This window comes from Sphingomonas gei, assembly GCF_004792685.1.
Taxonomy (GTDB): domain Bacteria; phylum Pseudomonadota; class Alphaproteobacteria; order Sphingomonadales; family Sphingomonadaceae; genus Sphingomonas; species Sphingomonas gei.
Map to the genome: position 1 here is coordinate 19,605 of NZ_SRXT01000009.1, position 21,015 is coordinate 40,619.

The 21,015-nt window shown below is 62.0% G+C and carries 13 protein-coding genes; 7 read left to right on the forward strand and 6 right to left on the reverse strand.

All coding sequences use genetic code 11. The annotated features are described in order from the left end of the window. Positions 1-2: 2 nt before the first annotated feature. The 4 genes from E5A73_RS19675 to E5A73_RS19690 form a co-directional block, all read right to left on the reverse strand. Positions 3-2,156 (reverse strand): ParB/RepB/Spo0J family partition protein, encoded by a 2,154-nt coding sequence (locus tag E5A73_RS19675; RefSeq protein ID WP_135965562.1) that lies wholly within the window; start codon positions 2,154-2,156, stop codon positions 3-5. Between the two features lie 108 nt (positions 2,157-2,264). Then, the gene (locus E5A73_RS19680; protein ID WP_135965563.1) at positions 2,265-3,935 is read right to left on the reverse strand and encodes a hypothetical protein; all 1,671 of its coding nucleotides are present in this window, start codon (positions 3,933-3,935) and stop codon (positions 2,265-2,267) included. 188 nt (positions 3,936-4,123) lie between these two features. Further along, positions 4,124-5,008, reverse strand: coding sequence for a DUF4365 domain-containing protein (locus tag E5A73_RS19685; protein WP_135965564.1), 885 nt, complete (start codon positions 5,006-5,008; stop codon positions 4,124-4,126). A gap of 88 nt (positions 5,009-5,096) precedes the next feature. Continuing rightward, positions 5,097-5,954, reverse strand: coding sequence for a DUF7146 domain-containing protein (locus tag E5A73_RS19690; protein WP_135965565.1), 858 nt, complete (start codon positions 5,952-5,954; stop codon positions 5,097-5,099). A gap of 587 nt (positions 5,955-6,541) precedes the next feature. Here E5A73_RS19690 and E5A73_RS19695 point away from each other — a divergent pair. The 3 genes from E5A73_RS19695 (at position 6,542) to E5A73_RS19705 (ending at position 10,158) form a co-directional block, all read left to right on the forward strand. Beyond that, positions 6,542-7,696 (forward strand): replication initiation protein, encoded by a 1,155-nt coding sequence (locus E5A73_RS19695; protein WP_206366558.1) that lies wholly within the window; start codon positions 6,542-6,544, stop codon positions 7,694-7,696. A 166-nt stretch (positions 7,697-7,862) separates the two neighbouring features. After that, positions 7,863-9,065: an AAA family ATPase gene (locus E5A73_RS19700; protein ID WP_135965566.1), complete on the forward strand. Its 1,203-nt coding sequence runs from the start codon at positions 7,863-7,865 to the stop codon at positions 9,063-9,065. Positions 9,066-9,144: 79 nt separating this feature from the next. Then, positions 9,145-10,158: a ParB/RepB/Spo0J family partition protein gene (locus E5A73_RS19705; protein WP_135965567.1), complete on the forward strand. Its 1,014-nt coding sequence runs from the start codon at positions 9,145-9,147 to the stop codon at positions 10,156-10,158. Here the strand turns inward: E5A73_RS19705 and E5A73_RS19710 are convergent. Next, on the reverse strand, positions 10,138-11,145 hold the full coding sequence (locus E5A73_RS19710) for a hypothetical protein (protein WP_240700289.1): 1,008 nt from the start codon (positions 11,143-11,145) through the stop codon (positions 10,138-10,140). The genes E5A73_RS19705 and E5A73_RS19710 overlap by 21 nt on opposite strands. A gap of 94 nt (positions 11,146-11,239) precedes the next feature. On the opposite strand from E5A73_RS19710, the gene E5A73_RS19715 reads away from it, so the two are divergent. The 3 genes from E5A73_RS19715 to E5A73_RS19725 all read left to right on the forward strand — a co-directional run bounded on the left by E5A73_RS19715 (position 11,240) and on the right by E5A73_RS19725 (position 17,726). Continuing rightward, a complete protein-coding gene (locus tag E5A73_RS19715; RefSeq protein ID WP_135965569.1) occupies positions 11,240-12,478 on the forward strand; it encodes an integrase in 1,239 nt (412 codons plus the stop codon). A 6-nt stretch (positions 12,479-12,484) separates the two neighbouring features. Further along, positions 12,485-13,912, forward strand: a complete 1,428-nt coding sequence (locus E5A73_RS19720; RefSeq protein WP_135965570.1) for a hypothetical protein — start codon at positions 12,485-12,487, stop codon at positions 13,910-13,912. A gap of 154 nt (positions 13,913-14,066) precedes the next feature. Continuing rightward, a complete protein-coding gene (locus E5A73_RS19725) occupies positions 14,067-17,726 on the forward strand; it encodes a glycosyltransferase (protein WP_135965571.1) in 3,660 nt (1,219 codons plus the stop codon). A gap of 159 nt (positions 17,727-17,885) precedes the next feature. Here E5A73_RS19725 and E5A73_RS19730 read toward each other — a convergent pair whose 3' ends face one another. Further along, positions 17,886-18,815 (reverse strand): DUF4238 domain-containing protein, encoded by a 930-nt coding sequence (locus E5A73_RS19730; RefSeq protein WP_135965572.1) that lies wholly within the window; start codon positions 18,813-18,815, stop codon positions 17,886-17,888. Between the two features lie 248 nt (positions 18,816-19,063). Here E5A73_RS19730 and E5A73_RS19735 point away from each other — a divergent pair, with 248 nt between their 5' ends. After that, complete coding sequence (locus E5A73_RS19735) at positions 19,064-20,956, forward strand: competence protein CoiA family protein (protein ID WP_135965573.1); 1,893 nt, start codon at positions 19,064-19,066, stop codon at positions 20,954-20,956. Positions 20,957-21,015: the final 59 nt, after the last annotated feature.

Consider the following 21,015-nt stretch of genomic DNA (forward strand, 5'->3'; position numbering starts at 1 on the left):
TGTCAGGCTGTGGGCTCGAGCATCGTCTCGTCAGCCGTGGATGTGCCCGATCCGGCCTCGTCGACAGGGTCAGTCCCAGCCGACGAGCTATCCGCGGCGGTGTCGCCATCGGTGCCGACGGCGTCATCGGCGTCGCCTCGATCGATGTCATCCGCCTCGACGAGGTGATCTTCGGGCTTGCCTTCGAGGAACCGCATCGCGTTGGGTACCCAAACTAGCGCCGCGTCCTTGATCTCGGGTTCGACGATGGTGTCGCCGGCGAAGAGCTTCTGACAGCTCGCCGAAATCTCGGTCTTCTTGAGCGAGGCATGACGGCCGCTGAGCGCCGGTCCGCCCACTTCGTCGAGCAGGCTGAGAATGCTGCCCTTGCTCACCCTATCAAAGAAGTTCTCCGATGTCGGGCGCCACCAGCTGGCGACATCGATGTCGAGGATCGAGGCCAACCGGTTGTGAAGGGGGATCTGCTCGTTGCTGATGCCGGGCTTCGCCTCGAGCGAGATCGCCACGATGTAGGCCAACCAGTTCGCCTTGCTGTCATCGTCGAGCGCCCGGAAGCCTTCGAACCGGTCGATCTCGCTTTCGTGCTCGGTCCAGCCAGCGTCGAGGCCCTCATGCGCCTCGGCCAGATACTCACGAGCCCGTGACGTCGGCATGTCGCCGGTGTTCGGGTCCTGCGGCGCGCCGGCGCGGATCGTTGTGCCGTACTTGGTCGAGCTGAAGCTATAGTAGCTCGACGTCTTGGTCCGGGCGTCGACCATCACGAACAGCGCATAATCCAGCGCGAGCGCGGGTTGCGCGAGGATGCAGGAGGCAAGAATGTCGCGTCGCTGCATCGCGAGTTCGTCATAAAGACGGGCGCTGAGCGGCTTGCCGCCTGGCGCAACCGTCTCGGGACGATAAGTCGGTTCGGAGGTCTTGGAACTGCCAACGCGGAAGCCGCCCGACGAGCGCTCGCTGGCTTCAGCATCGCCGCCTTCATCACCGTTGGCCGGCTCCTCGATGAGAATCTGCTGCTCGCTGTAATATTGGGTATCGAGCATCATCTCGCCCTGCGGCGTAAGGAGCAGGAACGCGCCGACATGGGCCTTCAGCTCTTCGGGGAGAACTGGCGCGCGGTTGTCGATCGCTTCAGCCTCGCTGATCAGCCGGTCGTCTTCCTGGTCGAGGAGCTTGAAGTCCTCCTCGGAAAGGGACTCATCCTGCATCTCGGTTTCGAGTTCGGAACGTCGTTCTTCAATCTCCGCCAGACGCTGGGCTTGTTCCTCGGTCAGATCAGGCTGACGCAGGATCGCGCGGTACAGGCCGTGCGCGGCGTTGTGCGCATAGTTGCTGGCGATTGGCCGGATCCACGCTAGGCCCGTCTCTTCGCCGATGCGCTTGGCCTCGGCCTCCATGATCTCGCCGGCCAACCGGTGCGCGATCTCTGGATTGACCCAACGGTCGTTCCCATCGGTGAAGAGGTCGCCATCGACCTTCCCGCCGGCGGCGCGGTAACGCTCTTCGCCAACCAGAATGGCGATCGGGTCGTTCGCCTTCAGGGACTCATTGGCGATCACGCGGCGGATGGTGTCGGCGTTGACGTAGTTGTTCTGATAATTGTTCCAGACAAGCAGTTGCTTCTCCTGGCTCTCTGTCGACGCATAGGCCTTCGCGACGTCGAGCGTGATATCTCCGGCGCTGAGCGCCGCGAAGATCGGCTCTGCGAGCGAGGCAAGCCTGAGACGCCCCTCGACGAAGCGACGGGTCACGCCGAAGCGTTTGGCGACGGCATCCAGGTCGCCAGTCGAGCCGATGAAGTGCTGGAATGCCCGACATTCTTCGGCGGGCGTCAGCTTGAGCTGATGGAAATTGGCGGCGGTCGACGTTTCGGACAGCGTGGCGTCGTCGCCAGTCAGTACCTTGACCGGAACGTCGTAGTCGTCGGCGACGATCGTGCCGCGCGCAACCAGCAGCTGCAGCCCGCGCCAGCGTCGGCCGCCGTCAAAGACTTCGTAAGTGCCACGCGGCTTTTTCGCCGGCGTGACGAGCAGATTCTGCAGCACGCCCTTGGCCTCGATGCTGGCCGCCATGGGTTCGATCTGCAGTTGCTCGTCGGGGGCGGTACGGACGTTGATAGGCGAAAGCCGGAGCTTGCTGAGCTTGATGGTCTGGATCACGGGGGTAACTCCTTCTGGCGTCCGGCACATTCCGGACACCGTCCCCGCTCCCCCTCACCTCTCTCCCAGGGTGGCCGCCGGGGTCGTTGCCGCAGGCAGCCTCGCCGATCAGCTGGCGCCGAGCAGGATTCGGTCGAGCGTCTCCGCAGCCGTTGGCACCGGCAGGAAAACCCGCGTGCGGTATTGGATCACCTCGGTGAAACAGCCGATCGACTTGAGCCAGGCGAGCTGCTGGGAGGGAGCACCAACCAGCTCGATCCGCGGGCTCCCGTTCACCAGCGCGCGCCGGATGGTCATCGGAAACGGCCGGGCGAGGTCGACGGCGCGGCCGGAGAAGGCCGACTTGACGATGTCCTGGGGCGGCAAGTTCTCGGCGCGATCGATGCCGAGCTTGGTGAAGAGCTGAACCACATGCTCGTCAAAGACAAGGCGCCCGAGCCAGCTATTGCCCGCCTTGTCGGCGATGCGGTTCACGACCAGATGGTCACTGGGCAGTGCGGACCAAATCGGGAGCAGGAGGCCGGTGGCGAGGCGGACGGTCTCGGTATCGGTCTTGTTCGACGCCTCCTCGGCTTCTTCGCGCCACTTGGCGGAAAAGGCCTCCCGATCGATCGTGGTCCATGCGCTTTCGAAGAGTTCGTGCTCGCGCATATATTCGCGTCTGGTCGGTCGCATCAGCTCGACCCGCGGGATCGGTGTCCCCTCCTTCTCTTCCATGAGTGCGCGTGCCTTGGTTTGGAGCGCCACCTTGCCGGACTTGGTGTTGGTCAGGAATTCAGCGGTGGCATCGCCGTCGGCGATATGGAGGATCCGCTCCAGCGAGACGGGTGCTGGCAGGTCGGCGCGAGCGGGGCCGCGTTCGTGGATGTTCAGTGTTTCGATCAGCTCGGCGACCGAAGAGCGTTGTATGATCGCCGGCGGCGCCTTGCCCGGAACCTTGTCGATCACGAATAAGCGGACCGCGATCGATGTGCCGTGCTTTAGATAGCATTTCTCAAGACGAATCGTCGTCCGAACGGTGAGGTCGCGGAGTACCGTCTCGTACTGATCACGCATCCTGGCACTTGGTCCAAACCAGTCAGGCATGATCGCGACGAGACGTCCGCCGGGGAGCAAGCGGCGTAGCGCCGCTTGGAGATGGCGAACTGCGGCAAAATCATCAGCCCCACGTCCGAGCGAGCGCGAGAACGGAGGGTTCATGATGATCAGTGTCGGGCGTTCGATCGTGGCGAGGGAGGAGTTGAGCGTCGCACCGTCGTGGCCGGTAATGGTCGCGGCCGGGAAGACAGCCGCAAGACGGCCACGCCGCGCGGGATCTAGCTCATTGAGGTGTAGTGCCAGATGGTCGCCAAGCAGCGCGACCAGAAGGCCATTTCCGGCGCTCGGCTCCAGGATCACATCGTCTGGCTGAACGTTCGCCAGGAGCACCGCAACGGCGGCGATATCGACCGGAGTCGAGAATTGCTGCCACTCGATCTGCTCTTCGCTGCGGACGGTCTGAGTAGGGAGGCGTGTCACCAGGTTGATGATCGGGCGGACATCGTCGAACGCATTGAGGGTCAGGTTCGAAGCGCGGATGTGCAGGGCGAGCGCATGCTCGAGGATTTCGAAACTCTCGCGCTGGGTCCACCGGCCTTCGGCGTCGGAGCCGCCATATGCGGCCATCATCGCTTGGTTGAGGTGCCGCCGTGTGATCGTCTCGCCGGAGCTCAGTAGCGGAAGAAGCTGGCGTGCGGCTTCATGATCGGCGCGATTGGCCGCGTGGAAGAGGTCGGTCATCTGGGATCTCCTGCGTGGCTGCACCCTCGGCAGCATCACGCCCTCGACCCCCCTCCCCTTTTCCGGCGCTTCGCGCCGTGGTCGCCCGACACGTCGATGCGTGCGCCTCGCTGAAGCATGATCGCTTGATGTCACGGTATGTGACGGCGCTCTGCGCTTAAGGCTCACCCCTGAAAGTTTTGGTGCGCCTAGAGCGAGACCGCCCGAGACCACAGTTCTTCGAATTGGAAGGCCATTTCATCGATAGCATCGCGGGACGTGAGGATGGTGACAACCTCGCGTGCCGCGGCCGTTCGTCTGCGCGTGAAGTTGGCTGTCGTCAGGCAAGCGACCTCTCGATCGACCAAAATCGACTTGAGGTGCAGATGCTCAAGGAGCCTAATTTCCAATCGACCTTCAATGCCGATCGCCTTGAGGAGCGGCTGCTCCAAGGTGGAGGCGGACGTAAGGATGCGCACCGAGAGCTTCGCGGCCATGAAATCAAGCAGCGCCAGAAAATCCATCGACAGGAACGGCGCTGCCACCAGAAGTTCATGTTCAGCGCGGCCCAGCACATCGTGGATGGTAGATAGCGATCCATCGCTGAAGCGGGTTTCCGGCTGCAGCTCCGGCGGGATTGTCTTCTCGCTGCGCCGCCCCAGTCGGTGAGCCCACTCGGCGGCGGCGGTCGCATCCAGCTTCTGGCCGTGCGGCACCAGCACTTTGTAGCCCTTGGGTGTCTCGATTACGGTTTCTGGTGAAACCCACTGCCAGATCGCGTCGTCGGTCCCGGGATAGTGGAGGATCACCACGACAGGGAGCTGATGGGAGCGATAATAATCGAGATGCCGTCTCTCATCTCGAAAAACAACGCCTTCCGGGCCACTCTCCCGGAAGAAACGGTCTCCGCTCTTGATTTGCAGGGATATCCATCGACCCGTCGCTTCGTTGGCCCGGACCTGTTCGACAATACCATCGATTCCGACATCTGGGCCGGAAACACGTCGGAAGATCCATTTCAGAGACCGCTTCACGATCAGCTCGACAGCTGTTTCTCCTTCGTCTCCTGTCGCAGAGCTATGATCGTATCTCATCCCCTCTTTATATCGATGAAGTCGGGCGCCGCGACCTGTCTATGGCATGGAGAAGCGCACATCCGGCATTGGTCCTGACCGTTTCGCGTCAACTCCGGGTTTGCAGCAACGACCGGCCATCGAGCACCTCCGCCCAATCCTTGAATTTGGGCGGCGGCGGGAAGCGACGAATATCGAGTCCATCTCGCGCATAATGTTCTTGAGCCTGCACTGCTGCGCGCCGGCCTTCCGGATCATTGTCTTCGGCGATGAGCAGGGTCGTGACGCTCGCGGGTATGGTGAGTTGATCCAGGCGCCGCGCCCCGAGTGAGGCCCAGCAAGGAATGTCGTTCAGCCGCATGAAGGCATCGGCCGTCTCGAATCCTTCTGCGATCGCAAGGGTCGCCCCTGCTGCCCTGCCCCGCCATGCGCCGGACAGTGGCGTGCCGAGCATGACCTTGCGAGTATAGTCGGCGCTCTCTGGATCAAGGAAGATTCGCTGGATGGCGACCAGCTTTCTGAATTCGCGCACGGCAACAAGGAGGGCCGGTAGAAACACGGTCTTTGGTTTTGGCAAATAAGGGCAGCGCGGATGGAATCGGAGATCGGCCGGCGGCGGTAAGAGATGTCTCCGTGCGAGATATCTCTCCGCGAGCGTGCCACGCACGTCGCTGCCCTGATCCCAGATCCGCTCGACATTGATCGCCCGAGCAAGGTTGGCCGGATCGGGAATTGCAAAATGCTGTTTGGGCCGAACGCGCCGAAGCTCCCGGAGCACATCTTCGCGATTGCACCCGGCGAAGCAGGTGACGAGGATGGACCGGTCGCCCTGCCTGATCGAGAGGCTCGGATAGCTATCGGCATGGGCTGGGCAGCGGCACATCGCAACATAGCCGCTCCAGGTTCCTCCGAGAGCTGCGACGATGTTGACGAGTTCCTGTGATGGTCGTTGGGCTGTAAGCGGCATGGATGCACCTCTTGTTCACCAGCTCAACACCCCCCTCCCCTCTCGACTGCTCACGATGATGACTGGCGCCCCTGGGCCGCGGGTTGCGGCGAAAAGCGAATCGGCGGACTTCTTCCAAAGAATCATCTTTAAAAACGCCGCTGCTCGCAGCGGAAGGATTCATGATTCAAATAGATTCAGATTCGGGCCGAAAAACCCGTGCACTTTCAATGGACTGGTGCGATTTGCCTGACCCGGCGGGGGAGTTTCCCTGACCGCTTGGGGGCCAAATCCTGTCCGCGCGGGGGAGGTAACCTGACCTGCTGGGGTCAACCTGACCTAGTGGGGGCAGGAACTTTCGTGCGCAATTTCAGAGCGTTTGGGGCCTAATGATTTTGCCAATTGGGCCACAGCGACCGTTTTCTGTCGTTCCATGATCGGTTTGCGCGACTCGTGGCATCTCCTCATTTTTTCGCCGTCAGTGACACCAATCAATCCTGACCGTTTGGGGGGAGCAAAATGGCGATCTATCCTGACCTGACTTGACGCAAGAGGTCAGGTCAGGCAGCAATCAGTTTCCGAAGACTCAGTTGCGATCGTTATATGGCATGGAATCCGAAGCAGGCCAATTAGCTGAAGAAGTCGAACCAATAGCAGACGAAGTCTCGCCCGGTCGAGCTATGCGCGTGGCCGCGGCATTGCGGGCTAAAGGTGGCGATGAATTCGCTAAGCCCGGCAACATCATCGAGGTCAAATTCGTCAAAGGCGAATCGCTGAGCCTCACAGCGTCTCGTTTGCTTGCACTAATGATCTTGACCGCTGGCGGCGATGCTTGGGAAGACAAGCCGCATCGCATGCGAAAGGCCGACATTCGCCGGGGGCATAAAGGCAACGAGCGGATCACCGATATGCTGGAGGAGCTGCATCGGACCCTGTTCGCCGTCGATGACAAGTCCTGGCGCGGCAAGAAGGCAACGCTCCGCTTCTCGTTGATCTCGCGCTCACGCGAGGAGACAGAAGAGGACGGCGGGGAAGCTGGCTGGATCGAGTGGGAGTTCACGCCGGACGCCCGGAAGATGATCCAGGCTTCCGAGACCTACGCTGTGCTGAACCGGCAGGCAGTGCTCGGCTTCAGGTCTAACTATGCGTTGAGATTGTACGAGCTCGGCGCTCTTCGCCTTCATCGAAGACAGGCAACCTGGCGCGGTGACATGGCGGCGCTCCGCGCAGCGCTGGGGATACCACCTGAGGTTTACACCGACTTCGCACAGCTGCGCCGCAAGGTGCTCGAAAAGGCGAAGGCCGAGATTGATCAGCTTGCCCACTTTCGTGTCGAGTGGCGCGAAATCCGTCAGGGAAGAACGGTTGCCGAGATTGAATTTCGCTTCGAACCTAAGAGCCCGCCGGAGGTCATCGAGACCGTCGATGAACTCGATCGGCATTCTGGCGGCCGTCGGGAACGGCGCGAAGGCACCGTCGAGACGGTGTCGATCGGGCAGGTGGCTTTGGCGGCACTGCCGAAGGCGGTGGCGAAGTCCAAGACAGATGAGCCGACCTTCCCGCGCGGTTCGATCCGCTTTGGGCACGATGATCTGCTGGCGATAGGCCGGTCTCATGGCGGCGGCTGGGATATCGATCTGATCGCCAGTGGGTTCCGCGAGCATATGGGCGAGCGGCTTGAGAAGCTTCGCGGTGCCAAGCTTGCGGCCGCCTGGAAAGGGTTCTGCGAGAGCTGGGTCACACGGCGGGGCAGGGCGGTTTAGGCAAAAATTGCACGCGTGCAATTTTCGCCTCCCCCACCGAGTCAGGTTGGCCCTCGCTCAGTGCCGTAATGCCCCTAAACGGCGGCCTCACTTTCGAAATTCGCGATTTTATTGACCGAAAAGCGCAAGTGCGTATACCGTGCCTTGAATTTCGAAAGGCGGGAGCATGTCAAATAGTCTCGAACTAGAGGAGGCCGATCGCCTTGTGTCGGTCGCGACCTTGGCGAACCGAACATCCTCGGTGCTGGAAAGGCTGCGGGATTCGGCGCGAAGCGCCAGGAGCGACGATCGTCGGGAGCCGACGTTCACGATCAGCAAGGCGGCGGAATTGGTGGGGCGGACCTCTGCTGCGATTCGCGATGCGGAGAAGGACGGGCGACTGCCCGAGCCAGCGCGCACAGACAACAATCGACGGGAGCGGTACACGCTCGCTCAATTGAATGACATGCGCGGCGTGTTCGGAACCAGGCCCTATCGCAGCCCGGAGGATCCGTGTTGCGTCATCGCTGTCCAGAACTTCAAAGGTGGTGTGGGCAAATCGACACTCGCTGTCCATCTGGCGCAATATCTTGCCATCCGGGGTTACCGGGTCGCGCTCATCGATTGCGACAGTCAGGCCTCGGCGACGACGCTGTTTGGCTACGTGCCCGACCTAGACCTTAGCGAAGACGACACGCTCTACCCGTTCCTAAGGGAGGGGGAGCGATCGTCCCTCGATTATGCCCTGCGAAAGACGCATTTCGATGGGCTCGAGCTCATCCCGGCAAACCTGCGGCTATTCCAGTCCGAGTATGAATTGGCCGCCCGCATGGCGCGCGGCAACGGGCCGCTCTTGGATCGATTGAGGGAGGGCATCGAGAGCATCTCAGACCGGTTCGACGTAATCGTGATGGATCCGCCGCCCGCCTTGGGCGCTATCTCATTGTCGGTGCTGCGTGCGGCGAATTCGTTGGTCGTGCCGGTGCCACCGACTGTCATGGATTTCTCGTCAACAGCGGCGTTCCTCTCGATGCTGGATGAGACGATCGAGCAGCTTGCCGAGCGCGGGCTCGCGCCCGAGTTGCGGTTCCTCCGATTCGTTGCTTCGAAGGTCGACGAGAACAAGTCGATGCAGAAGGAGTTGCTCAACCTTATGCGGACGCTTTTTGGCCATGCGATGGTACGCACGCCACTCAAGGATTCCGCTGAGATCGACAACGCCACCGCCCGTTTGATGACGGTCTATGAGCTTGATGGACCAGCTACCAGCTCTGCAGTTCGCAATCGTTGCCTGGCCTATCTCGATGGTGTGAATGGCGAAATCGAAGTGGATATTCGGTCGATGTGGCCCAGTCATCAGAAGCGTTTGCGCGAAGCGGCGCTGGCGTGAGCAGCCGAAATTGCACGCGTGCAATTTTCGGTAGAAACACGAATTGCACGCGTGCAATTCCGAGCGAAGGGAGGCTCCTATGAGCAGAAAAAACAGCGGCTTTGCAGCTGATCTCGCGGCCGGAATCGACCTCACGAGCGAGGCGGCGCCTGCGCGACGGTCCAGCATTGGTGCGAACGTCCTGACGGGCCGCGCCAATCGGCTTGCCGACTTGGCGTCGGGTTCGGTGGTGACGCGAACCCATGAGCTGGTCGACCCAGTGCGGTGCCGCATGTGGGCTGGCCACAACCGCGAATATGGATTGCTGAATGAGCAGCGCTGCGAGGACTTGATTGAGAGCATCAAGGCGCAAGGCCGTCAGGAGATCCCCGCGATCGTCCGCCGGGTCGCAGGTGATCCGGACTATGACTTTGAGGTAATCTGCGGCGCGCGCCGACATTGGACGATCAGCTGGCTACGATCGCACAACTATCCGGATTTTAAGTTCCTCATCGACGTTCGCGAGATTGGTGATGAGGAGGCATTCCGCCTCGCCGATATTGAGAACCGGGCCCGGGACGACCTCACCGATCTGGAACGCGCCCGCGATTATCTGCGCGCGCTCGACGCTTATTATGACGGACGGCAGAAGACGATGGCGGAACGCCTGAAAGTCTCTGAGAGCTGGCTTACACGCTACCTTGATCTGGCCCGTCTACCTATCGAGGTCACACAGGCGTTTGCGGATCCGCAGGAGTTGGGCGTCCGCAATGCCATTGCGCTCAAGGCTCTGATGAAGCCCGACGATCGAAAGGCGCGCGCCTTCAAAGAAGCGGAGCGGCTTGCGAAAGCCCAAGAAGACAGCGGTCAGGCCATGCCGGTGCTCGATGTGATCAAGGCGCTCACGGTGGCCGTAGACCCCCCCAAGAGGTCAGGATCCCCCAAGAAGTCAGGAAAGCCTGAAACCGTGACAGGAGCCGGTGGAAAGCCGATCTTACGGATCGAAGGCGCCGACCGAAAGGGCATTCGGCTCACGTTGCTCAGTAAGGGAGGAGCAACACGGGAAGAGGCCGACGAGGCTATCCGCAAGGTGCTAGACCAGCACTGGGCTTGAATGTTGGGCGGACGCCTCGAGGAGCTTTCTCGCGCCCTGGGGCGTGACATTGAGCAGCTTCGAGACTGCCGAGGTCTGAAGGCCAGGATAGGTCAGCTGAAGCCGGGCCAGGAGAGGTGCCTTGCTGCGTCGGGTAGCACCGCGATCGACGAGCGTCTTGCTGGCGGCCCGTTCAATCGCATCGAGTTCCTTAAGCCCAGTGCGTGCCATTTTCCCGATGGCATCTGCCATGATCACCGCCAAGGCAGCAGGGGAGGGGGGCAGGAACTTCGGCAGCAGGACCAGCGAAGGGATGAACCGGGACGTGAAGCCAGCGCTATAGAGCATTCGAGGCACGGCGACGGCGATAAGCCACAGACGGTCGCGCTGTCGGGGCGGCAGGTCGAGCGACCGTCCATCGAAGCTGACAACGTCTACGGACGATTGGGGCGCCGGGTTGGTAAGGGCGCTGAGGTGGAATACGCGCTCCGCGATCGAGAGCAGATCGGCGGTAGGGAAGGGGGCATCCGCTTCAGCCCTGATCTGGCGCCACATTGGGCCGAAGTGCGCAAGATCATCGCTACCATAGGCGGTCGCCGCGGCGCGATCGTCGAGTACCGATCGCAAGATGTTCAACGTGGCTTGGTTGACGGGATCGCGGATGTCTTCGTCGCGGGCAAGCGCGAGGTGGAAGACGGCGGCGACGGATATAGGATCGTTGAGACCCTCGGAGGCGCGGGGAGGGGGACTGCGGCCTGCAATCCAGCGTTGAAGGTCGCTCACCCCGATCGGTACGCCAGCGAGGCCCGCCAGTGCGGCTGCGCCAGCGAGGCGAGATCGCGCCAGAAAAATATCGGCGCACGCACTGCCCAGAAGCCGCCCATCCAAGCGGCCGAGGAGGAGAAGAGAGTCGGTCGCCTTCAGGTTTTCGGTTCGAGCCATCACAGCGATCTTGCCACATAGGGAAACCAAAGTCAGCAGTTTGTTTCCGCTTCCGATGCTTGCCAATAATCAACATTTGATAATTGCACTTATCACATATCCATATTTGACCTCTCTTTATAAGGTGACGTACAAGCCGCGCTGAGGAGCGTGGCGCGTCGTGAGCACCGAAACCGCCCGGGAAGGGCCAGAAACCGCTGTGGCGGCCGCTGAGGCTGCCCTGCCGGCCGTTACCGCGCCGAGCGACCTTGGCTGGACGATCGTGCAGATGCGCGCCGGCGAGCGGATCGTCATCAACGAGGCGCTGATCGCGGCCTACCAGCGCGCGTCATCGCCCCACAGCATCCGCGCATTGAAGTCCGATATCGAAGCGTTCGATGCCTGGTGCCGACGCACCAACCGGATATCGCTTCCGGCGGCGGCCGAGACGGTGGCAGATTATCTCGATGCGCGGGCAGGGAAGGGGAGCAAGCCAGCCTCGCTGGGGCGCTACAAGGCATCGATCGCCAAGATCCATCAGTTGCTCGACCTGAAGGACCCGACGCCGGCACCGCTGGTGAAGATCAGGCTTGCGGCGGTGCGCCGCGAGAAGGGAATTGCGCAGAAGCAGGCGCGCCCGCTCCGCTTCAAAGGACCGGTCAAGGATGTTGAGCGGGACAAGGCGCGGGGGCTCAATATCCGCGCGCTGCTCGAGAGCTGCCCCGATGATCTCACGGGATTGCGCGATCGGGCGCTGTTGTCGGCGGCCTATGACAGCGGCCTGCGTGCGTCAGAGCTGGTAGCGGTGGAGTTGGAGCATCTTGAGGAGGCGATCGACCCCGACGCGCGCCTGCTGCAGATCCGGCGCAGTAAGGGCGACCAGGAAGGGGAGGGGGCGACCGCCTATCTCAGCCCGCGCACCGTCGCGGCGATCGCGGCGTGGACCGAGGCGGCCGAAATCAAGGCGGGGCCGCTGTTCCGAAGGGTACAGGTCCGGCGCTACAAGGCGCGCGCCGCCGTGCGCGGTCGGTCGATCGACAGCATCTCGGGGCGGGAAACGTGGGATCTGCGCAAGACGCTCTCCAAGCCCGCGGTGAAGGCGCGCGTGGAGTATGACATCGGCTCCGTGGCGCTGCATCCGGGATCGATCGGGCCGATCTTCCGGTCGATCATCCAGCGCGCGTTCGATCTCGGCGCGCTGCCGGATCTCACAGCCGAGGACCTGGCGCGGCTACTCAAGGGGATCAGCGCCCATTCAACACGAATCGGGCTAAACCAGGATTTGTTCGCCAGCGGCGAGGATCTCGCAGGGATCATGGATGCGTTGCGGTGGAAGTCGCCGCGTATGCCGCTTGCTTATAACCGGAACCTAGCCGCCGAGCAGGGTGCCGCCGGGCGTCTCATGGCGAAGATCGGATAGTAGGCGGTGCAGGAGCTCCCACACGGCAAGTTTGACCTCTACGCGCTCGCTTTGCCGCGCGGCCACGGCTTCGGAGATCGCATACCGGCCGAGGGATGGGAGACGGTTGACGGGCAAGCTTGGTCGGTCGTGACCCGGCACGTGGAAACTGGCGACATTGGTTTGATCGTCATGCGACGCCGGGAGGACGGTGTTTGGACGATGGTTTCGGATCTGACCGGAATAGCTGATGTCGAACAGGCCCGCGAGACGGCGCGCGGCGCTATGAAAGAGGGGACCCCGCCAGAACCCTTGCCTTCGAACGTCCCACGTCGAACGCCCCTTTATGATCTTGAAGGGAGAAAGCCGAGCGAGATCTTTCAAAAGCTGCTCTCGCGCAGCCATCGGAATGTCGCCCGGCTGCTCAGTCAGCTATATTTATCTCTTCCAAAGCCTGATCGTAATTGGGCAGCCGATTGCCAGACCGAGAACTTTCACACGAGACTGTGGGAGGCTCAGCTCCTTGCAAGCTTTCGCGAACAAGGCCTGCTCGTGACCCAACCGTTCGAATCACCGGACTTCAGGATAGAGAACCGGTTGGGCGGCGTCGGGTGGGTCGAAGCGGTCACCGCGAACCCACCGATCCGTTTCGAACCAGTCGGCGCGATACCCTCGGTGCAACCTGAAGGGCGCGACGAACTGTTTCTCGGAACGGCGGCCGTGCGGTTCGCCAAGACGATTGGAAACAAACTGGCTCGCGGCGATGCCCATAAGCACCATGTTGCAGGAAGTCCGTTTGCGCTTGCGCTCGCGGATTTTCACGCGCCGGCCTCGATGGTGTGGAGCCGGGAGGCGCTTCTCGGGTACATCTACGGCATCAGCGCCGAGGCGAGGGTAGTTGACGGCGAACGTGTAGCGGTGGGTTATGAGGCCGACCGCCTTCTCGGGGCTTCGGGCTTTCCGGCCGGTCTGTTTCGCAACGATGCTCATGCTGAGCTTTCAGCCATCATCTTCACGAATGCGTGTGCGACGAGCAAGTTCAACCGCGTCGCGCTGACATGGGGAATGCCCTTGGAAGTGGGACGCTACATGCGGTACGGAAAGTTCGCCGATCGGACGCCAGGCGCGCTCGATGGCATTCCGTTTTGCATGGACGTGATGTCCGACGAATATCGCCAGCTATGGCCACAGGGGCGCGAACCGTGGTGCGCGGAGCTAGAGGTGTTCCATAACCCGTTTGCGAAGCATCCCCTGCCGCGCGCTCTGTTGCCGGAGGCGACACACTGGCTAGAGGTCGCTGGTGTCTTGGATTGTTTGCCGCATTACGAGACCGGCATCCTCTGGTCACGCTCCCTCATTCTCGGACCTGACGACCCAATACCAACCTACGACACCATTCCGGCTTGGTACGAGGAAATGGCTAGGCGTCGTATGGAAGAAGCGAGTGCGGACTGAAGGCTGACAGCAGGCGAGCTTGTCGGGCGGCGGGTTTATCAGGGTGTTGACCGGGAAACCGCGCTGGCCGTTGTGAGCGTCATCGTGCAGTCTCGGCAGCATCATGTTGGCTGTATTGAACTCTTAGATCGGCGGGAAATCGCCAAGGCGGACCATGGGATCCCTCGTCGTTTCAAGTGGCCAATCGAAGGGCCTGGTAAGCTCGGGCACGAGCATCGTGCCCACCAACGGCTCTCGTCCGTCTTGCCTCATTTTCTTGGCGACCCGATGGGGCGCCCAACTCGGGGGCATAAACAGCTTCAACGCGGATCTTGCGCGAGCCGCCGCGCGAATAGCTTCCGCTACGACAGTCGTTTGCATCGTAGAAAAGGCGACAGCGACACAAGTCGCCGAGGCTCTGCAGGAGAACGTGCATCTTTCGTCGGCCGACCTTAGCGACGCCAACGCGGTCCACGCCGCCGTCGACGCCATATCCTCCCCGGTAGCTAAGGATTCCCAGCATTGGATCGGACACGACGTCCATAGTGGAAACATCGCGATCGTCTGTGCAGAGCGGTTCGGCGGGACCTCGTCGGTGATCCATCACATGGATTTCCACGCTTACGCCGGCATCCGGCACGGATCGCTCATCGCTGATGAAAAATCACGCGGACAGCGGGATGTGCTCGTCGGCGCTCGACACCGCTTTGCGGTGGGGCCCACCTTGGGAGACAGCGCCCACCGCCTTGTGGGCGAGCCGGCCCACATTCTGATTCCGGGGCTTCCTGAGATCCGGCCAAGCAGCCGCGTCTCGGGTGCCTACCAGATCTTAGTGGCTGGGCGGATGAGTCGCACCGACGACGCTGTAAAACAGGCGCGGCTGGCACTCGAGGCAGTCGCCCGGGCCACCCGAAAGGAAGATCTCGCGTCGATCGACTGGCGGCTCGAAATCATCGGAGCTGATGAGGGTCCCAACTATCTGCCAGAATCTGACGGCGTAGCGGAGCATTGGCGCCAGCTGACCGATGCTTATCTGCCGCATTTCTTCTTGCCGTTCGACACCGAACGGACGTCGCTGTTTGGACGGATCAAAAGCGCCGACCTCTTGCTGATGCCGTCCCTGCGGGAGGGCTTCGGGCTGATCGGGTGGGAGGCGATCGGCGCCGGTGTACCGGTGGTTTTGAGCGAGAGGTCGGGTGCGTATGAATATTTGAAGAGCCGCGGTCGTCACAACAGCGTCCAACACCTACTCGTCAAGGGTGGAAGCGTTGCAGATGGGACTCCAGACGAGGCCGATATCGAGGCATTGTCCGAGCTAATTGTTCGCGCATGCCGCGACAGGCAGGCACTGAAAGAACAGGCTCTCGTCTTACGGCGAGACTTGCTCCGCGATGGTCATCACTGGGATGACTGTGCCGCCGAAATGCTCGCTGTGCTGCGTGTGCCGGTCGGGTTGAGGGCGCATCTCCGTCAAGTGACGGAGCGGCAGCCAGTAATTGCGCTCGGAGAATTTGCTGTACCGACCGCCGAGCCCGTTGGTCGCGACGCGGAGCTAGCTCACCTCTCCGCGGTCTGGCAGCCGGCTGAGGCAGGGCCTAGCCAGCCAGCGACAACACGCATCGCGATCGTGACCGGTGCCGGCGGTTTGGGCAAATCAACGCTGGTCGGACATTGGGCGCGACAACTCCTGCGAGAGGACACCAAGCCTGATTACCTGCTGGCCTGGTCTTTTCGCTCTCAGGGGACGTCGGGCGGGACACAGTCGATGGCGTTGGTCGACTGGATCCTTGGCAGCTTCGGAATGCTGCCAAACAGGTACGCCTCCTTCGACGAGCGTCTGGAGCTGGCGGTTGAGCTGCTGGTCAGCGCGCGGGGAGTGCTCATCCTGGATGGCCTCGAAACTGTGCAGTTTGGTCCCGGAGAGCCGAACGCTGGGCGTATCTCGGATGAGGGCGTCGCGACACTGCTCGAGCGTCTCATCGAGCTTTCCCAAGGCGGCATTGTCGTTGGATCGCGATTTGCGCCTATTGACCTGATTAACAGGCCCGCGACGCGGATCGATCTGCAAACCCTTTCGCCCGAGGCCGGGGCTGATCTGCTGCGCGAGCGCGGATTGGCGGGGGATCGAGGCGAGCTTCTCAGCTATGCCGAGAGGCTGCGCGGTCATCCGCTCACACTTAACCTCTTTGCCGGCTTTGTGAGAGAGCGAGCTCGGGGCGAACTGCGGGCCATCGACCGCTTCTTGGACGCTGTCGGTGACGATCCCGATGTCGGCCGGGTTCTGCGAGCTTATGTCGAGCAGTGGTTTCGCAACGACCGGGCCCCTGACGAGACCGCATTTCAGATTCTACGTGCCGTTTCGCTATTTGATCGCCCAGCTGCGCCCTTTGCGATAGCCGCACTGCGCGAAGCAAATATGTCGGGGCTTGCCGGGGCTGATGTGTCGGATGCGGAGGTCGAAGCGGGTGTTGGGCGCCTGAGGAAGGCGGGGTTGCTGCTCGAGAACGATGGCCGCGCGCTCGACCTGCATCCGATCGTCAGGGGTTGGGTCGAGACGAACTTCGAATCCGAAGATCTCGAAGCCTACAGGCAAGCGCACGAGGTACTGTACCGGGCGTTGCGGGAAGCGGGCATCGCTCAGCGCGACGTCGATGGATCGCTCGACCTCCTGTATCAATGCCTCCGGCATGGCGTTCGCGCGGGTCTGCCAAAGCTGGTTGCCGACAAAACGCTCGGTCCGGAAATTCGCAGGCACAACGAAAACCGGTCGGTGGCGCTTCTCGGGCTCGTCAGCGAGGAACTCGACGCGTTCGGTCATTTCTTTCGCCGCCGCTATCACGAGCTGGGTCTCGGCCGGCCCGGCTATGAGCTGGAACCCTTTGATGAAGCTTGGGTGCTCAATTCAACGAGCACTCTGCTTTTCGGGTTGGGTCGTGTCGCCGAGGCGGCTGACGTTCAGGTGGACGTGGTCACGCGGACTGGCAATCTCGTAAAACGGCAGAATTTGGATTTTGTGGTTGAGCCGTTCTGGGGACCGCCCGAGACCGACGATCTGCGGGGGCAGCTGTCGACAGCGCTCAAGAATCTGGCGGAAAGCCGGGCGCTTCTCGGTGATGAGCGGCTAGGCGGCGAACTCGCGTCGCGTGCCCTCGACGCTGCGCTCGATGCCTCGGCGATGACGAAAGAAGCCGAAGCACGAGCGCTACTGACGTGGATTCCGCTGATGTCAGGCTTTGCGAGGGAGGCAGCCCCCGAGGCGCTGAAGGCGATTGAGCTTGTGCTGAGCGCGCCTGTCGAGCGCGTCGGCACTGAGGCAATCAATCTGCTCACAGTGCCGCTGCTGCCGCTAGCCGTCGGGGACAACGACCTCCTGGGACGACTGATTGTCGCGGCGAGAGATGCCCGTGGAGAGACGCCACTTCGCACGTACGTGCTCTCGCGGATGAATTTGTTGATCGCGGCCCTATCCGGCGATCAGCGTTTGGTTGAGGCGGCATGGCCCTTGTGCATCGTGCCGAGATTGCCCGTCGCGCCGCCGCAATCGGAATATCTGGTCATCCGGAAGTTGGAGGACCTCGACCGCATCTTACGGAAGTCCGGCCACCTGCTCGCACGCATACCTTTCCTGTTCCAGCGGGCGGTCATCTATCATCTTGGAGCGCGGCACTGGGCAAAGCGGGGGTATCGTGAGCGCGCTGAGGCGGACGTTGTCGCTGCTCAGGCGCTCGCGCGCCGCTATGGCGTGGCAGCGCTCGTGAGGTTCGACCCGCTGAACGAGGGGCGCGACCTTGGAGAAGTCCTTTCTCGGTGGGGAGACGCCGTTTGGCGGCATTGACGAGCCTGGGGGCCGGCCGAGCACCGAGTCAGCGACCAGATCGCTTGGTAGGGCAGGGCTCAAGAGGTGCCGACCCAATCCGAATTTTTCCGTCAGGCGGGCTCGTGGGGGGCGGGGGGCGACGGAGCCCGCAACTACCCGCGTTTCCGCCGCGACCTTTCATAGAGTTGCGGGATCTGGATCGGTCCAGCTGTCTGCGCGGTAGCGGAAACCATGGGTGGTCTGCTGCTCGAACTTAAAACCAGCCCAGGTGAGATCTGGTTGGAGATACGCGTCTGCAGCCAGCATGTAGCGCGCATCACCGTGGAGTAGCTGAGTGAGGAAGCATTGGTTGATTACGCGCGCGACAGCAGGTTCCACGCTGCTATTGCTAAAGCCGGGCGGCCCGCCGGCAATGATGAATGCCCCCCAGTGCCGGTCGAGGCTCAGCCACCAGGTCCGGAGCGATCCAAACATCTCGCCGAAAATCGAAGCCCTGCCGGGATGCGAGACCAGCAAGGTCGGGTTGGTCGATGACCGAAACGGTATGGGCGACTGGCAGATCATCACGTTGATCTCGGCGGCGTCCTCCGGCATCGACGTGTCGAGCACGCTCTGTCGGAATAGCTGGTGCGGGCCTCCGGGCCCATCCGCTATTCGCCGATGCATCGCTCGCTCCTCGGAGGTGATCTCAAAGAGCTTGCCGGCCCGAAAGCGCGCGTTCTCGGTTTCCATGAAGCGAAGCATGCGGATGTTTCGTCGGAGGAGGTGGCGGGCAAAACCGTAGATCGAGAGGCGATCTTCGTCGTCGAGGCTCGCACAGTTACCGGTCTCGATCTTCTCCCAGGTTCGGCTGTCCGAGAACGGTGTTTCGATGACCTTGTTGACCTCGCCTTCGATTGAACCGGCAACTCCGTCCTCGACGAAGTCGTGTAGTCCCTCCTCATAGCCGATCGAGCCGACCGACTTGCGATCGGCAACCAGGATGTCACGGTGCCGCTCCACGATCGAGACCTTGTTGGCTTCGCCGGGGATTGCAAATTGCCGGAGATAAAATTGCGGCACGTAGTGATGGCGTTTGGGCGCGTTACTCACGGTCCACATCGACATATTCTGTCGGATACCAACGTTCCCGCTCCCTGCTCATCCCGGCGATTGTCATCTCGCGACGTCGGTGCCGCTCATCACGCTTTTCGAGCGACTCCGGGTTCATGTCTAGCGCGGAGCGGGCGCGCCTCGGCGGTGCACTGAGTCATCGCGGTGGGGCGCATGTGTCGGGTTGCCGATTAGTCGACTGAGAGGCAATATTCTGCCCCGCATTGCACGCCCCCTGTGTAGTGTCGGTAGCAGGCATACCTTTGTCCGACATCGATCGCCATGACCTGATTCCTCCTAGCGGAGCGCGCCGCCGGCCGTGCGCTGCCGGACGTATGGCGCAGCCCGTCGGTCAGACGCTGCTCAAGGTCCCGTTCGCGCGGTGCGGTGATGCTATCGCACGGCATGTGTCGGCGGTCACCGACCTAACACAGGGGCCGTTCCATTGCCTGGACTGCAGCGAAGTCCTGACCCTTCGCCAACCGATTAACAAGCGCCGGCATTTTGCGCACCGGCCGGATTCACTGTGCGCCGGAGAAACGGCCCTTCACCGTTATGCGAAGGAGTTGCTGGCAGCGGCTAAGACGCTCACGCTTCCCGGGCTGGTGCTCGAGGCGGAGCGCGTTCAACAGACCGTGTTTGCGGCCGGTATCTATGAGTTCGATGCAGTGCTCCCGGAGCACAAGATCGGCAGCTTTCAGCCCGACGCGCTGGTCCTCTATCAAGGCTTCGAACTTGCGGTCGAATTTCTGGTCTATCATGCCGTCGATGGCGAGAAGCGCGGGAAGGTGCGTGATCACGACATTTCGATGGTCGAGATCGACCTGTCCGGATTGAAGGCCGGGACGATGGACGGTGACGCGCTCGATGCCGCGATTTTGCACACGGCGCCGCGCCAATGGATACACCATCGCAAGACCGCAGCAGCAAAGCGCAAGCTCGATGCGGCCGTGGCGAAGGAGAAAGCCGAGCGAGGCGCGAGGCTCAAAGGGCATATCCTGCGCAAGCGCCGTGCCAGCGTCCCCGAGGACTGGAAGGACGAGGCTATGCCGGCTGTACGCCGGACCGGCCTCGAAGCGTTGATCGGCGTCGAGGCCGAGGGTGGCCACTGGTTCACGGTGCCGGACAGGGATTGGCAGGCCCAGGCATTGTTCGAGCATGTCATCAAGCCGAGCGAGCAATATTCGCCGGGCGCGAAGCTCAAGGTCAAAGGCGACTATCCGAGCGAACGCGACCTGTCGTCGAAGCTGCCGGACTGGATGATCCGCACGGATCTCGCCGCTTACCCCGCGAAGCGCCTTGCCGAAGCCGGCTTCAGCAAGGAGAGCTATGGCAGTCCGCACGCCGCGGTTTGGCACTATTTGGCAGCGCTGACGATGAAGGGGCAGGCAGTCTTCTGGGGCCGGGAGGACGAGTGCTTCTATGTCGAGCCGAAGCTGCAGGATCTCCTGCATCGCCGGGTCGAGCTGCGTTGGCGAGTGAAGAAGCTGCTCGGCGCAGCGCAAGTCGAGGACACCGAGGCTGCCTATCGGGACTGGGCAAAGACCTATCGCAGCACCGGCATGTCACCCCTTCAGCTGATCGAGGCCGGCGGCGACGGATATCGCGAATTGCTGTCGCGTGTCGCGCAGCTCGAGACGATGGCGTCGGGTTATTTCCCGAAGGTGATCGACGATCTATGCGGCCTGCCGCTCGAGGCGATCCGCCGCCGCAATCAGGAGGCCATCACCGCCGCCGAAGCCGAAAAGGCCGCCGCACTGGAAAAGGCGGCATCGGAGCGTCAGCGCTCGATCCGCCTTCAGGCCGGACAGATGCTGGAAGGCGACGGGGCGGCGTGGCTGGCGCAGAAGGTTGCCGGGACGGAGACAAGCTTTGAAGATTACGCGCGGGAAGGAGATGAGGCACTGCTGCGGCTTGAGCGTCAATTAGCCCAGGAGAGCGACGTGCGTCGCATGCGTATCGCGGCCGAAAATCATGCCGCGAGATTGCGCGGCAAGCTGTCGGACGCCGCGAGACGCGCATTTCCAAGCGAACAGCTGGCAGAGTTGTTTCTGAATTCCGGACATCCAAGACTGCAAGGCGGCCGGCCTGTCGAGCACTGTCTCAGCGAGCAGGATCTGTGCTTTATCGTAAGCCTGATGCCAAAAAAGCGATAGGGACCAGGGCTAGGCTCGCGCCCGCCGCACATACCGCTTTCTGGAAGGAACCGAGCCGG

Bases quoted from the DNA above. Each gene is read 5' to 3' on its own strand.
- E5A73_RS19680 (WP_135965563.1), bottom strand. From the start codon at position 3,935: ATGACCGACCTCTTCCACGCGGCCAATCGCGCCGATCATGAAGCCGCA.
- E5A73_RS19685 (WP_135965564.1), bottom strand. From the start codon at position 5,008: ATGAGATACGATCATAGCTCTGCGACAGGAGACGAAGGAGAAACAGCT.
- E5A73_RS19690 (WP_135965565.1), bottom strand. From the start codon at position 5,954: ATGCCGCTTACAGCCCAACGACCATCACAGGAACTCGTCAACATCGTC.
- E5A73_RS19695 (WP_206366558.1), top strand. From the start codon at position 6,542: ATGGAATCCGAAGCAGGCCAATTAGCTGAAGAAGTCGAACCAATAGCA.
- E5A73_RS19700 (WP_135965566.1), top strand. From the start codon at position 7,863: ATGTCAAATAGTCTCGAACTAGAGGAGGCCGATCGCCTTGTGTCGGTC.
- E5A73_RS19705 (WP_135965567.1), top strand. From the start codon at position 9,145: ATGAGCAGAAAAAACAGCGGCTTTGCAGCTGATCTCGCGGCCGGAATC.
- E5A73_RS19725 (WP_135965571.1), top strand. From the start codon at position 14,067: ATGGGATCCCTCGTCGTTTCAAGTGGCCAATCGAAGGGCCTGGTAAGC.
- E5A73_RS19730 (WP_135965572.1), bottom strand. From the start codon at position 18,815: ATGTCGATGTGGACCGTGAGTAACGCGCCCAAACGCCATCACTACGTG.